Raw genomic sequence first — 13,122 nt, 5'->3', positions numbered from 1 at the left:
GGCTGTTTTGCACCGTTATGGCCTGCCGAGCAGGACCAGCCAGCACCTCACCCCCTTCGCATCCGCCGCCTCGCAGTCGATCGCCGCCTCGTCCCCCACGCCGACGCCGCAGGCGAGCCGTCCGGCGTCGGCCTCACCGCCCGCTTCACTGGCCGGCCCCACACCGCACCGCGGCGACCAGCCACCCTGCCCGACGCCCCACCCGGGAAGGGATTGGCTTTCCCGGGCAGGTCTTTGTATCGTGATGGAACAAAGTAGCCTCGCCCGCCACTCCCTGACCGGCGAGCGAGGCTGCTTGTTCTCTTTCCCGCGTCATCGCCTCCCCCGCGTTCCGGAGCGCTCCCATGCCGGCCGTGGCCCTCACAGCCAGCACTTTCCTTCTCGGCTAATCCTCGCAGCGCATGACGACATGGATCGGCACCGGCGTTGATCAGGTCGGTCGCGCGGGCGTGCCGAAAGGTGTGGATCCTGGATGCCTTGACCGGGCAGCCGGCGCTTCAGCGGCAGTTGGCACTCGGAGTACGACGGCGCCACCTGGACCGCCGCATCCGATCTGGACATCGACCACATGGTCCCGCTCGCCGAGGCATGGCGATCGGGAGCCAGCAGCTGGACGACTGCCCAACGACAGGCGTACGCCAACGATCTGACGCGCCCGCAGCTCATCGCGGTCACAGACAATGTCAACCAGTCCAAGGGCGACCAGGACCCGGCCACTTGGCTGCCCTCACGCACCGCGTACCGGTGCACGTACGTGCGCGCCTGGGTGCAGTGACGGCCGTAGCAGCCTGACCCGTACGGACCGGCCCTTCCACCCACGGGCCGTCCTCACGTACAGCCGGAACCTGAGCTTCCCATTTCCCCGTATACGTGAGCTTTCCAACATCATCATTATTTGCAGATCACCGGATGAGCCTCAGGCGTACGCTGTACAGCTGGCCCTGCCGCTCCTGCCGCTCCCCTGCGACGTCGCGGCGTTGTTCCGGATCGGGGAGTAGTAGGTGCTTGAGAGTGTGGGTGCGCTGACCGGCAGCCCATGGATCTACGCCGTGGTTGCCGTCTCGGTGCTCCTGGACGTCTTTCTGCCCGTGCTGCCCAGCGGAGTCCTGGTGATCGCCACTGCCACGGCAGCCGCCGGTTCCACGACCGTCGCAGGTGCGGCCTCCGCTGCGCGCGCCGTTGAGCAGGTGTCCGAGGTCCCCTCCCTCCTTGCCCTGACCCTGTGCGCGGCCACCGCGTCGGTGCTCGGCGACCTCGTCGCGTACCGGGTGGCCTGGCACGGCGGCGAGCGTCTGGACCGGGCCATTGCCCGGTCCAGACGCCTCAGCGCCGCGCAGAATCACCTCGGCACCGCCCTCGCCCGGGGCGGTGGCATCCTCGTCATCATTGCCCGCTTCGCCCCGGCCGGCCGCTCGGTCGTCTCCCTGGGCGCGGGCGCCTCGCATCGCAAGGTGAAGGAATTCCTGCCCTGGTCGGCCCTGGCGGGCGTGGCCTGGGCCGCTTACAGCGTCGGCCTCGGCTACTTCGGCGCCCAGTGGCTCGGCGCGACCTGGGTGGGCACGGCCGTCGCGGTCCTCGCCCTGTTCGTGGCGGGCTCCCTGGCCGCGTACGTCATACGCCGCCCGGCAGCGGAGGCGGCCGACCAGGCATCGACCGCGACGGCCACTACGACGTCCTGAGAGCGCCCCGTACCTCCAGACCGTCCAGCAGCCTGGCGGTCGCCTCGGCGATCTCGTCGACGGCCCGGTCGAACACCTCCTGATTGTGCGCGGCCGGAGCACGGAAGCCGGACACCTTGCGTACGAACTGCAGGGCGGCGGCCCGAATCTCCTCCTCGGTGGCCTCTTCGGGGAGGGCAGGCGGGCGAAGCGTCTTGATACTGCGGCACATGCCTCCAGTGTGGCCCGGGCCACTGACAACGGGCGGGCGGGGCGGGCGTCTGCCCATGGCAACACCCACGCCTCGCTTCGCCACTCCCCGTTCCGCCCACCTCAGCGCCCGCCTCATCGCTCGCCGCTCCGTTCGACGGCGGGGATCTCGTACGTACCGTCGAGGATCTCGGGCCCCGGCTCATAGAGCCTGAGCACCGACCGGAAGTCCCCGCCGGGCGCGGGCAGCCAGTTCGCCGCCCCGGACGGGTCGGCCGGCCGCTCCTTCTGGATGTGAATCGTCAGCGAACCGTCCTCGCCGTATATGAGTCCCGGGGTGCGGTCACCGACCGAATACCGCGCGGCCGGGTTCTCGACGGGGTGGTGGTCCTGCGTGTCGCACGTGGTCACGGACCAAAACGCCCCGACCGGCGGCTGTCGCTCGAAGCGCAGCGTGTAGGAGCGGGCGCCGTTCAGCTGCTCACCGTCGGCGTCGCGGCAGGTGTGGGCGTACACCGCCTCGTATCCGTGGATCCCCCACGGCTCGCTCCGCGCCGCCACCGCTCTCGCCGAATAAGAAACCTCCCGGTCCGGGATCCGCCACTCCGGGGAGTCGATGGTCCCGACGCCGTGCCAGTCGAGGTTGTAGTCGAAGAGGTGCGGATCCATCTCCCAGCCCCCGCCCGCCTCGGCGAGCCGGCCCGCCTCCTCCACCCGCGCCCTGCCCCGCGCCAGGCCCTTGGTCAGTGCGTGTACGAGAGCGGGGTCGGCGGACACGTACGGCGACGGCCCCTCCTCCAGCAGGCCCAACGGCTGGAACCTGTCCTGATACGCCTGGTCGGCCGCGGACGGCGGAAAATCGGCCATCCACACCCTGAGCTGCTCAAAGAACCTCAGCGACCTCGGTACGTCGGGGTCGGGTGCCGGGAGACCCGTGCGATGGGTACCCGGTTCGAGATGCGTGAGGGCAAGCTGCGTCTGAAGCTCGCGGACCCGCCCCATGTCGTCCGGACCGTTCAAGGCGTTGCGGCCGATGACGGAGACGACGGAGGTCGGTGCGTCGATCACCCCGCGCACCCCGTCCGGCACGCTGCCCGACCAGCCGGGCGGCACGACGAGCCAGTCCCCGGCCTCCGTACCGGTGGCGCGGTGGCCGACGTACGCGAAGTTGTTGGTCCAGACGTCCACGAACTGCAGCACGTAGTACGCGCCGTCCGTGTCGGGGACATGGAGCAGGACCGGCCCGCCGGAGAGGTCGAGTTGGGCTGTCGAGCAGACCGTGTCGTTGGCGAAGGGCACGAGGTGCGTTTCGGGGGACGCCGTTTGACCGGAGTGCGCGAAGTGGTTGAAGGGTGCGGGCGGCAGCGAGCCGAAGCCCGTGTGTATGAAGTCCTGGACCATCGAAAGGTCGTGGACCAGCGGATACCCATAGACGTACGCCTCGGCGGCAAGGGCGACGAGTTCTTCCGTGTTCTCCTCCGACACCGCAGTCCTTTCACACTCTCGCTGCCGTCCAGGACCGCCGAGTCGGGTCCGTACGCCCTGATGGATGGCTCAGATGACGGCCTTGGAGCTCTCCGTGCACAGGGCCCAGATCACGAATGCGTCGATGGCGATGGAGATGATCGCCCAGACCGGCTGGTACGGCAGCCAGATGAAGTTGACGATCAGGCTGATGGCAGCAAGCACCACACCCGTGGTACGGGCCCAGGTGGCGCCCTTGAGGATGCCCCAGCCGACGCCTCCGAGCACGATGCCGAGGACGAGGTGAATCCATCCCCATGCGCTCACGTCGAACTTGAACGTGTAGTTCCTGACGTGCGCGTAGACACCGTCGGAGGCGATACCGCTGATGCCCTTGACCACTCCGAGGACGCCGTCGACGAGAAGCAGCACGCCGGCGAACGTGATCCCACCGGCCGCCCAGGGATTGATGCCGCCCCCGAATGCGGTGGAACGGGCCGGGCCGGGCGTGGGTGCTGTGTGTGCCATGGAGACTCCTTGGCCGGAGCGGGACTGCAAGACAGAACCGACCCTGCGTGGCGCCTCCCCGGGCGACCACCCGGACGCGCCCATACGGGTGACTCAGCGAGGCGTTGCGCGTCCGGCTGCGCAGCACCTCTGATGCGGCTGCACCGGGTCGAAGCTAGCGTGACGAGGGTCCGAAAAGTCCCGAATGAAAAGTCCCGAATCAGAGAGGTGTGCGACATGGCCAAGCGAGGAAACAAGCGACGCGGCCGCAAGAAGAAGAAGGCCAATCATGGCAAGCGTCCCAACGCCTGAGCCGACCGAGCAGGCCACTCGGCAGGCCACTCGCGCAGCAGGGGTCTTCAACTGCTGGCCCTCGAAGTCGGGTAAGTGAGTGTCGTTGTCGGAGTGTGAATCTGACGGAGTGGGCGAAGACGCAGGGCGTGCATCCGCAGACCGCGTATCGCTGGTTCCGTGAGGGGACGCTGCCGGTACCGGCTCAGCGGGTCGGTCCACGCACGATCCTGGTGAATATCGAGGCCAGTGCCGCACCGGAGGTGGCCGGTGGGATCGGCCTTTATGCCCGCGTCTCTTCCCGTGATCAGGAGGCTGATCTGGAGCGTCAGGTCGCCCGGCTGACCCGTTGGGCTGCAACGGCCGGTCACCGCGTTGTCCGTGTGGAGTCGGAGATCGGCTCGGGCATGAACGGTTCCCGGTCGAAGGCGCAGCGGTTGCTGGCCGATCCTGCCGTGACGTGCCTGGTGGTGGAGCACAGAGACCGACTCGGCCGCGTGAACGTCGAACTCGTTGAGGCCGCACTGTCCGCCGGCGGCCGACGTCTGGTAGTGCTGGACGATGGCGAGGTCGAAGACGACGTCGTGGGCGACATGGTGGAGGTTCTGACCTCTTTCTGCGCTCGCTTGTACGGGCGCCGCTCGGCGAAGAACCGTGCTCGCAAGGCGCTTGAGGCCGCCGAGCATGGCTGACTCCAGGCTGCGCACCATCGATGCGCCGTTCGTCGCTCTCGGACCTTCGGGCGTGGCGATCCGTGATCGTCTCAAGGGCCTCCTGCCCGGGGACGAAAAGGTGTTGTGTCTGGTCGGCGCACGTCTGGGCTCGCTCGCGTCGAAGGATCTCAAGACGCGGTGCGCGCAGGGCTTGGAGCATTCCGCCGACACGTGGTCGGTGCGGAAGCGGGAGCTGACGGCGGTGTCGTCGTCGCGGTGGGCCGGTACGATCACCAAAGCGTCACATGATCAGTGGGCACTGGCCCGTCGCGGGCAGGTGGCGCATCTCCAGAGTCTCGAAGCGGGCATCAGGACGATCAGGCACCGGCTGTCCCTCCCGATCGGGGAGAAGGGAAGAAAGCGGGCTCCGGGCGGCTACCGCAGCAAGCGGGAATGGTTCGCCAAGAGCCGCCGACTGCACTTGCTGGAAGAGCGGCTCGCCGCTGTTCGCGCTGATCGTGAGGCCGGGCGTGTGCATGTGGTGAGGGGCGGGAAACGCCTCGCACGCAACCGGCACAATCTGGAGAACACTCAGCTGACCGAGGCTGAGTGGCGTGAACGCTGGGAGGCGGAACGCTGGTTCCTCGCCGCTGACGGCGAGTCCCAGAAGCGATACGGCAACGAGACGATCCGTATCACTCCCGACGGCGAGATCAGTATCAAGCTCCCCGCTCCCCTCGCCGGGCTGGCCAACGCCAGGCATGGTCGGTACGTCCTCGCCGCAAAGGTGCGATTCCCGCACCGGGGCACCGAGTGGGTCGACCGGATCGAAGCCAACCGGGCCGTCGCCTACCGCATCCACTACGACGTGGCCCGTGGGCGCTGGTATCTGACAGCTTCCTGGCAGCGCACGCCTTCGAGGACGGTCCCGATCCAGGTCGCGCTCGCCCACCTCGATGGCCGATGCCACCGGCATCAGCATCATCGCCGTCGACCCGGCCTACACCAGCCGGTGGGGCGCCCAGCACTGGCAAAAGCCCCTCACCAGCAAGAACCGTAAGACCACCCGTCACGATGCCGCGGGCATCGCGATCGGACGACGCGCCCAAGGGCACTCGATCCGGCGACGGACGACACCGCCCCCTGCTCACCGGAGTGATGAACAGGGGCATCGGACCGTCCAGGCCGACCGGCGTGCTCTTGGGCGTGAGGAGACCCGCCCCCGCATCCCCGGACCACGGACACGATCCGTGCCGCCGGACGCGGAGCGAACGCGGGCGACCAGGACATCCAAAACCGTTCGGGTTGTCCGCAGTGACCAGGAATGGGTCCAAGACTCACTCCTGCTCGCTGATGAGGAACGGTGACTTTCGGCAGTGCCGGGACGCCCCTCGGCTGCGTACCGTCGTCCGGGTGTATGCAGCAATGATCAGCGGTGCGGCCCGGCGGGCCATCGAACCGGGGAGCCTTCTGACCGTTGCGGCGGCGGTCTGTGTCGGGCTGAGCGCCGTCAGTATGTGGTGGGCCCTGCCCGCGGCGGCAGCCGCCTTCTTCGCCGGCCGGAAGCCGGGAAGGACCGGACCCACGGTCCTGGCGCTCGTCGCGGTCGTCGCGGGCGGGGTCGTGGCGGTGGCCCTGGTGCCCTCGTGGCTGTTGATGGCGGGACGGTTCGTCGCCGTGGTGGCGGTGGCCGCGATGCTGCCCTGGTTCGCCGGGCGCTTCTGGCGCCAGTACCAGGAGCTCGTACGCGCGGGCTGGGAGCGGGCCGGCCGGCTGCAGCGCGAACAGCAGCTCGTCGCGGAGCAGGCGCGGTCGCGGGAGCGGGCCCGGATCGCCCAGGACATGCACGACGTCCTCGGGCACGACCTCAGTCTCATCGCCCTGTCGGCGGGCGCCCTCAAGCTCGCGCCCGGCCTGGACGAGGCCCAGCGGGCTGCGGCCGGGGAGATCCGGGCCCGTGCGGCCGCTTCGGTCGAGCGACTCGGCGAGGTGATCGGCATCCTGCGCGAGGAGGCGGACGACGAGCTGCCGCGGCCGCCCGGCACCGGCATTCCCCGGCTGGTCGAAGATGCCACGACCGCCGGTCTCGCGGTCGATCTGCGGATCGACGGAGATGCCGACGGGGCGCCACCCCCGGCCGCGCGAGCCGCCCACCGGGTTGTCCAGGAATCCCTGACCAATGCGGCCAAGCACGCGCCGCACGCACAGGTGAGCGTACGAGTGACGCACACGGCCGAGGAGACGGCGGTCCGGGTACAGAACGGACCCTCGCCGGCCCGAGGCGCCACGGAAGGCGTACCGGGCACGGGGCGAGGGCTGATCGGGCTCGACGAACGGGTGCGGCTGGCGGGCGGCACGTTCGAACACGGTCCGTACGCCGACGGCTTCGCGGTCACCGCGCGGATACCGCACACTCCGGCCGCCCGCCGCCCGGCCGCGGCACCCCGGGCGTCGGCCCCTGCACTGCCCCCGGAGCACCGGCACGCCCGCAGCCGTGCCCGTCGGGCGCTGGCCATCGCGGTCGTGCTGCCCCTGGTGGCGTGGGCGGTGCTGAGTGCCGCTCTCATGGGATGGGACATCCGCTCGGCCCAGCAGTCCGTACTGGATCCTGGCGACTACGCCCGGCTGCGGGTGGGAGAGGATCGGGACGCGGTGCAACGGCAGCTGCCCGAGCGTCAGACCACCCAGCGGCCGGTGGCCGGGGAACCGAGGGAAGAAGGCACCACATGCGAGTACTACGCGATGACTGCGGACCGCTTCGACGACCGGTCAGGAGACGCCTACCGGCTCTGTTTCCGCAACGGCATGCTGATGTCCAAGGAGGCCCTGACCCGATGAGTGCGTCGCGCAGGGAGGGGACGGTGAGCGGCCGGTGATCCGGGTGCTGATCGCCGACGACGAACCGATGATCCGCAAGGGTGTCGGCTCCGTTCTGTCCACCGATCCGGAAATCGACGTCGTCGCCGAGGCCATCGACGGGCACGACGCCGTGGAGCTGGTCCGCCGCCATCGCCCGGCCGTCGCCGTGCTCGACATCCGGATGCCCGGGATGAACGGCATCGAGGCGGCGGCCGAGATCCGGCGCATCGTGCCGGAGACGGGGGTCGTGATGCTCACGACCTTCGGTGAGGACGACTACATCCTCCAGGCGCTCGGAGGCGGCGCCGCGGGTTTCCTGATCAAATCGGGCGAGCCCGAGGAGCTCATCGCGGGGGTCCGCGCGGTGGCCGGCGGCGCCGCCTATCTGTCACCGAAGGTCGCGGCGCGGGTCGTCGCCCATCTCTCGGCGACGGGCGCGGGCGCCCTGGCCGGCCGCCGCGCCGCCGCCCGGGAACGGGTCCACGCGCTGACCGGCAGGGAACGGGACGTGCTGGCCTTCCTCGGCAGCGGGCTGTCCAACGGACAGATCGCCCGGCGGCTCCATGTGGTGGAAGGGACGGTCAAGGCTCATGTGAGCTCCATCCTGGCCCGGTTGGGTGTGGACAACCGTGCCGCCGCGGCGGTCGTCGCCCACGAGGCCGGGATCGTCGCTCCTGCGCAGCCGCCTGCCGAGCGCTGACGCCGCGGTCCGGGCGAGCGGCAGGAAGGCGAGCAGCACGGCCGTCACCACCGAGGCCCCGAGGGCCGCACCGGCCAGCACGTCGTGCGGGTAATGCACCCCCACCAGGACCCGCAGCAGTGCCGCCGCCCCGGCCAGCGGCAGGGTGACGGCAGCGAGGCGCGGCCGCAGCACGGCCAGGCCCACAGCGAGGCCGGCGGCCAGGGTGGCGTGGTTGCTCGGGAAGGACCAGTCGCCAGGGGCCGGGCACTCGGCGACGACGTCCGCGCCGCTGTGCAGGACCCGGCAGGGGCGCGCCTCGTCCACCACCTGCTTCACTGCCTCACTGACCGCGTAGGCCAGTACGGTGCCGCTGCCGGTGAGCACGGTACCGGCGGACAGCCGGGTGTCCCCACGCCGTACGGCGCCCCACCAGGCCCACACCAACAGCAGCCCGAGAGCCACCAGGGTGCCCTCGGTGGCCACCTCCAGCAGCGGCCCCGTCCATGAGGGGCCGTCGGCCACCGCCCCGGTCAGCGAACGGTACGCGGACGCGGATGAGCCGCCCGCCACCTCCACGGCTCCGGCCTTGCCCAATCCGCCCGGGGCAAGCCCCACGACGGCGGCCGCGCCCGCGCCCAGAACGACACAAGCGGCCAACGGCCGCCCGTTCCGGGTCCTGTTTCTTCCGGCTTCTCGTTTCATGGGAAGTGAACCTAGAAGCGCGGGAAGCAGGAGACCCGGGCCGAATGGCAAGTGCCCACCCCTGACGATCGTCGGGGGTACGCCGCGCCGCGGGGATGTGGCCGCGGGAGGGGAAGTTCTGCCGGCAGCCAGTGGGGAGAGTTACTGGGCACCTCCGGGGAGAGCTGCGTGGCCGTTGACACTTGGCGCGGGTCGCGGCGGGCGGGCATCTCGTGCGGCCATGCCGCACGGTCCGGCCCATGACATCGCCCCGGGTCCACGCTGCGTTCGGTGCCCGCGGCGATGTCAGTGGCGCGGCGGATGCGCGGAGTCCCCTTCCTCCGGGCCCTCGGCGCCGAAGCCGATGCCGTACGAGGACCCGCCAGGCCGGGCGAAACCGTCGGGGAGGACTGAGTCGATGCGGGCCTACGGAGGCGGGGTCAGTGCTGCGATCATCATGACGAAGGCGGAAGGCGCGACCGAGGGGGAGCAGGATGATTTCTGAGCCGGAGATGGCGGGGGAGTTCGGTGCGGTTGAAACCCGCGAGGTGATGGGCGCCTTCGACCGGGAGTTCGTTGGGGAACGTCGGCCACGAAAGCCGTGGTTATGGGCGCTGGGCGGGGTGGTAATGGCGTCGGCTCTCTGGGCGGCGGCGCTGTTCCTGTATGGATGGAGCGATCGGAAGCCGGACATGCACGGGTACCAGCTGGACCACGACCCTTGCCCATCCCTACAACTGAAGTCGATCGGCGCGGCAATCGCACCGAGAGATTCCACCACCAAGTTCGAATCACGGCTGTTGAACCATGCCGCCCTCGACCAGATCCAGTGCTTCATTCCTCTTCGGTCTCAGGCCGGCGCGAAGCGACCCGAGAACGGCTGGTCCATCGAGTACACCGTCGGAATCACGGTGGCACTGCACAAGAAAACCGACCCCGGCACCGAGTTCGAGGCGCGGCAACGGGTGACTGAAGTCGGCTTTGATCCTGAAGCGAAGCTGGAGACGGTTCCGGACCTCGGCGACAAGGCGTATCTGCTGACCCGGGATGACGGCAACTCGGAGCTGCGGGTGCTGGAGGGCGGAGCGGTTGTCTCGCTGAGTCTCTCCGCCTTCACGCAGTACCAGAGCGACAACCACCGCGAAGACGGCGCCGACGACGGGCTGAACACCCCTGACGTGTCCCCGTACCACTCGGCCATGATCAGCGACATGCGTGACCTGATGTCAAGCCTCAAGCAGTGAGCCCGGGATTCAACCTCTGCGAACATCGCCCGTGCTGTCACCAGACCCGGCGAACATTCGTGGTCACCACACCAGGCGCGTGCGGAGGCACCTGCGAACGTCGGGCGGCCTGCTGCGCTCATGGCTACTGGGCATAGGGCGCCCCGCTCGCTACCGCACCCGTGTCGATGTGAGCGTCCCGTGCCGCCCTGTCCCGGCCGGAACCTCCACATCCGCGCGTCAAGCCCGGTGCACCACTCCCCTGCCCCGCACAACGGCCGGCCGGTCACCGCTGCGTCGGCGAGCACTGCCGGACGCGCTTCCCGGGGGAGTGGCGCCGAATGCCCCACTCGCACTCCCAGTCGCCATTGCACTGCGACGGGGCCTCTTCCGTGCCCCAACTGTCGCAAAATATCGATAGATTCACACCTTCACCACCGCGCCAGTCGAGGGAACACAGACGTGAGCCAGCAGCACCCGGGCCCGCAGCAGCCCTACCAGACCCAACCCCAGCAGCCCTACGGACAGCCGTACCAGGGCGCGCCCTACCCGCCCGCGCAGTTCCCGAAGCCGGGCATGTCCACCGGTGCCAAGGTCGCCATCATCGTCGGCTGCGTGCTCGGGATCCCGTTCCTGCTGCTCATCGTCATCGGCATCGCCGTCGGCGGCAGTGGCGGAGACAGCGGCAAGACGTCCCCCGACAAGGTCGCCGTCGCACCCAAGGAGACGACGCAGAAGAACGACGCCAAGCCCGCGGAGAAGACGGAGCAGCCAGCCGAGAAGCTCAGACCCGTCGACGAATTCAAAGCGTTCGTCGCGAAGAACGGCACCAGCGCGGAGCAAGCCGCTGTCAAGCACGTCACCAACGTACAGGTGCCCGACGAGATGAACGACCTCCTGGACACGGCGGATATCCACACGGACTTCAGCGGGGGGATCATGAGCAAGGACCAGGGCAAGGCCAAGCTCCTCGCCTCGGCGTTCGCCGACTGGAAGCAGTCCGAGAACGGGCTCGTCTCGGTCTACGGCTCGGACGGAAAGCTGATCGCGAACGGCAACTTCTAGTGCCGCATCAGACAACCTTTGCCCCGTAGTGACGTGACGCGCCGTTCGGATGCTGGTCCGGACGGCGCGGTGTCGCCAGGCTGTCCGGGTGGCAGAACGAGTACGTGTCCGCGAGATCGATGACGACGAGGGGCAGCGCCTGTTGCGGACCATCCGCAGAGGCACAGGGTCGGTGGTGACCTGGCGGCGCGCCCAGATGGTGCTGCTGTCCGCGCAGGGTATGTCCGTGGCGAAGATTGCCGAGGTGACGTTCACGAGCGCGGACCGGGTCCGGGACGTGATCCACAACTTCAACACCGACGGCTTCGACTCCCTGTATCCGAAATACAAGGGCGGCCGGCCCAGGACCTTCACCCTGCCCGAGCGGCGCGAGATCAAGAAGATCGCGAAGTCCAAGCCGGCCGAGCACGATCTGCCGTTTTCGACCTGCAGCCTGACCAAGCTGGCGGACTTCCTGGTCGCCGAGGGGGTGGTTGACGACATCAGCCACGAGGGCCTGCGCATCCTGCTCCGCGAGGAGGGCGTCTCCTTTCAACGCCTGAAGACCTGGAAAACCTCCAAGGACCCTGACTACGCGGCGAAGAAGGCCCGCGTCGAGCACCTCTACGCGATCGCCGACGCCGAGGTCATACCCGAGGAGGGCGAGCCCGAAGTCGTCTTCTGCATGGACGAGTTCGGGCCGCTCAACCTGATGCCCCACCCGGGCCGGCAGTGGGCCGAACGCGGCGGCAAGCACAAGGACCTCGACCGCGAACCTCGCCGCAGGCGGCGGGCGACCTACAACCGCTACGGCGGAGTACGGCACCTGTTCGCCGCCCTGGACCTGGCCAAGGACAAGCTCTACGGCCACATCAAGCCGGTCAAGAAGCGCACTCAGTTCCTGGAATTCTGCCGCTACCTGCGCAGCCTCTACCCGCCCCAGGTCCGTATCGCGATCGTCTGCGACAACATCTCTCCGCACCTGACCACCAAGAAGTGCCAACGCGTCGGCACCTGGGCCGCGGCGAACAACGTCGAAATCACCTACACCCCCACCAACAGCTCCTGGCTCAATCGCATCGAGGCCCAGTTCACCGCGCTGCGCTACTTCACCCTCGACGGCACCGACCACGCCAGCCACAAGGAACAGGGCAGCATGATCCGCCGCTACATCATCTGGCGAAACCGCCACGCCGACGACCAGCGCCTACGCGCTGTCGTCGACAGGGCTAACGCTGCCTGATCCGGCGCTAAACGCCGGTGGTGCCATCGATGCGCTCCCGGACCAGGTCGGCGTGGCCGTTGTGGCGGGCGTACTCCTCGATCATGTGGACGTAGATCCAGCGGAGGTTGACGTCCTGCTCCATGAAGCGGCCCGTATCGGTCAGAGCACGGTCGGCGCAGTGCTCGCGGGCGCGGGCGATCTCCGCGTGCCAGGTGGCGAGGGCGTCACTCAGGGCGGCGCCCGCAGCAAGGTCGAAGCCGCCGTCGGGGCCGTCCGGGTCGGCCTGCGGGTCGTAGATAGGCGGGGCCTGTTCTCCGGCGAGCACGCGGCGGAACCAGTTCCGCTCCACCTCCGCCATGTGCTGGACCAGGCCGGTCAACGTGAAGCCGGACGGCGGCACGGACGCGACGGCGGCCTGCTCATCGTCCAGACCCTCGCACTTCATGGCCAGTGTGGTGCGGTGAAAGTCGAGCCAGCTTTCAAGCGTCGTGCGCTCGTCGGCGTTCAGGGGCGGCATAGGGCGATCGATGGCGCTCATCGGTCGATTATCGCCAGCGGCCGAAGCCGTCGACAGGCGGGGCCTCACTACAGGGCGAACGTTGTCTGATGCGGCACTAGCTACACC

13 protein-coding genes and 3 pseudogenes are annotated in these 13,122 nt (G+C 68.9%); 10 read left to right on the top strand and 6 right to left on the bottom strand.

Features of this window, described 5'->3' with window-relative positions:
* Window positions 1-15: 15 nt before the first annotated feature.
* Complete coding sequence (locus ACH4EW_RS20125; RefSeq protein WP_398258645.1) at window positions 16-162, bottom strand: hypothetical protein; 147 nt, start codon at window positions 160-162, stop codon at window positions 16-18.
* A gap of 337 nt (window positions 163-499) precedes the next feature.
* On the opposite strand from ACH4EW_RS20125, the pseudogene ACH4EW_RS20120 reads away from it, so the two are divergent.
* Both ACH4EW_RS20120 and ACH4EW_RS20115 read left to right on the top strand, forming a co-directional pair.
* Window positions 500-772, top strand: a pseudogene (locus ACH4EW_RS20120) (DUF1524 domain-containing protein); the annotation flags it as partial.
* Between the two features lie 229 nt (window positions 773-1,001).
* The gene (locus ACH4EW_RS20115) at window positions 1,002-1,679 is read left to right on the top strand and encodes a DedA family protein (RefSeq protein WP_398258643.1); all 678 of its coding nucleotides are present in this window, start codon (window positions 1,002-1,004) and stop codon (window positions 1,677-1,679) included.
* On the opposite strand, the gene ACH4EW_RS20110 is transcribed toward ACH4EW_RS20115, so the two are convergent.
* From ACH4EW_RS20110 to ACH4EW_RS20100, 3 genes are all read right to left on the bottom strand, one after another.
* On the bottom strand, window positions 1,666-1,890 hold the full coding sequence (locus ACH4EW_RS20110) for a DUF2277 domain-containing protein (protein ID WP_398258641.1): 225 nt from the start codon (window positions 1,888-1,890) through the stop codon (window positions 1,666-1,668). The genes ACH4EW_RS20115 and ACH4EW_RS20110 overlap by 14 nt on opposite strands.
* Before the next feature lie 113 nt (window positions 1,891-2,003).
* Window positions 2,004-3,353 (bottom strand): DUF1254 domain-containing protein, encoded by a 1,350-nt coding sequence (locus ACH4EW_RS20105; protein WP_398258639.1) that lies wholly within the window; start codon window positions 3,351-3,353, stop codon window positions 2,004-2,006.
* Window positions 3,354-3,422: 69 nt separating this feature from the next.
* Window positions 3,423-3,860: a hypothetical protein gene (locus tag ACH4EW_RS20100; RefSeq protein ID WP_398258637.1), complete on the bottom strand. Its 438-nt coding sequence runs from the start codon at window positions 3,858-3,860 to the stop codon at window positions 3,423-3,425.
* A gap of 216 nt (window positions 3,861-4,076) precedes the next feature.
* Between ACH4EW_RS20100 and ACH4EW_RS20095 the strand changes: the two genes are divergently transcribed.
* The 5 genes and pseudogenes from ACH4EW_RS20095 to ACH4EW_RS20075 all read left to right on the top strand — a co-directional run bounded on the left by ACH4EW_RS20095 (window position 4,077) and on the right by ACH4EW_RS20075 (window position 8,342).
* Window positions 4,077-4,151 carry a 50S ribosomal protein bL37 gene (locus ACH4EW_RS20095; protein ID WP_099504217.1) on the top strand — a complete coding sequence of 25 codons (75 nt, stop codon included), beginning with the start codon at window positions 4,077-4,079 and terminating at the stop codon, window positions 4,149-4,151.
* A gap of 95 nt (window positions 4,152-4,246) precedes the next feature.
* The gene (locus ACH4EW_RS20090) at window positions 4,247-4,822 is read left to right on the top strand and encodes an IS607 family transposase (protein WP_398249699.1); all 576 of its coding nucleotides are present in this window, start codon (window positions 4,247-4,249) and stop codon (window positions 4,820-4,822) included.
* A pseudogene (locus tag ACH4EW_RS20085) lies at window positions 4,815-6,150 on the top strand (hypothetical protein). The gene ACH4EW_RS20090 and the pseudogene ACH4EW_RS20085 overlap by 8 nt, the downstream one beginning before the upstream one ends.
* A 46-nt stretch (window positions 6,151-6,196) precedes the next feature.
* A complete protein-coding gene (locus tag ACH4EW_RS20080) occupies window positions 6,197-7,621 on the top strand; it encodes a sensor histidine kinase (RefSeq protein ID WP_398258635.1) in 1,425 nt (474 codons plus the stop codon).
* Window positions 7,622-7,655: 34 nt separating this feature from the next.
* Window positions 7,656-8,342 carry a response regulator gene (locus ACH4EW_RS20075; RefSeq protein WP_398258633.1) on the top strand — a complete coding sequence of 229 codons (687 nt, stop codon included), beginning with the start codon at window positions 7,656-7,658 and terminating at the stop codon, window positions 8,340-8,342.
* An 87-nt stretch (window positions 8,343-8,429) separates the two neighbouring features.
* On the opposite strand, the pseudogene ACH4EW_RS20070 reads toward ACH4EW_RS20075, so the two are convergent.
* Window positions 8,430-9,026: pseudogene (locus ACH4EW_RS20070) on the bottom strand (phosphatase PAP2 family protein); the annotation flags it as partial.
* 473 nt (window positions 9,027-9,499) lie between these two features.
* On the opposite strand from ACH4EW_RS20070, the gene ACH4EW_RS20065 reads away from it, so the two are divergent.
* The 3 genes from ACH4EW_RS20065 to ACH4EW_RS20055 all read left to right on the top strand — a co-directional run bounded on the left by ACH4EW_RS20065 (window position 9,500) and on the right by ACH4EW_RS20055 (window position 12,515).
* Entirely contained in the window at window positions 9,500-10,249 is a 750-nt protein-coding gene (locus tag ACH4EW_RS20065; RefSeq protein ID WP_398258631.1) for a hypothetical protein, read from the top strand.
* Between the two features lie 441 nt (window positions 10,250-10,690).
* Window positions 10,691-11,293 (top strand): hypothetical protein, encoded by a 603-nt coding sequence (locus ACH4EW_RS20060; RefSeq protein WP_398258629.1) that lies wholly within the window; start codon window positions 10,691-10,693, stop codon window positions 11,291-11,293.
* 88 nt (window positions 11,294-11,381) lie between these two features.
* Window positions 11,382-12,515, top strand: coding sequence for an IS630 family transposase (locus tag ACH4EW_RS20055; RefSeq protein WP_398258627.1), 1,134 nt, complete (start codon window positions 11,382-11,384; stop codon window positions 12,513-12,515).
* A gap of 7 nt (window positions 12,516-12,522) precedes the next feature.
* Here ACH4EW_RS20055 and ACH4EW_RS20050 read toward each other — a convergent pair whose 3' ends face one another.
* Complete coding sequence (locus ACH4EW_RS20050; RefSeq protein WP_398258625.1) at window positions 12,523-13,035, bottom strand: DinB family protein; 513 nt, start codon at window positions 13,033-13,035, stop codon at window positions 12,523-12,525.
* Window positions 13,036-13,122 lie beyond the last annotated feature (87 nt).

Origin of the sequence: Streptomyces sp. NPDC018000 (assembly GCF_044328025.1) — a bacterium.
Taxonomy (GTDB): domain Bacteria; phylum Actinomycetota; class Actinomycetes; order Streptomycetales; family Streptomycetaceae; genus Streptomyces.
The sequence above is the reverse complement of the archived record's forward strand: the minus strand, read 5'-3'. Positions and strand labels throughout refer to the sequence as shown.

Bases quoted from the DNA above. Each gene is read 5' to 3' on its own strand.
- ACH4EW_RS20110 (WP_398258641.1), bottom strand. From the start codon at position 1,890: ATGTGCCGCAGTATCAAGACGCTTCGCCCGCCTGCCCTCCCCGAAGAG.
- ACH4EW_RS20100 (WP_398258637.1), bottom strand. From the start codon at position 3,860: ATGGCACACACAGCACCCACGCCCGGCCCGGCCCGTTCCACCGCATTC.
- ACH4EW_RS20065 (WP_398258631.1), top strand. From the start codon at position 9,500: ATGATTTCTGAGCCGGAGATGGCGGGGGAGTTCGGTGCGGTTGAAACC.
- ACH4EW_RS20050 (WP_398258625.1), bottom strand. From the start codon at position 13,035: ATGAGCGCCATCGATCGCCCTATGCCGCCCCTGAACGCCGACGAGCGC.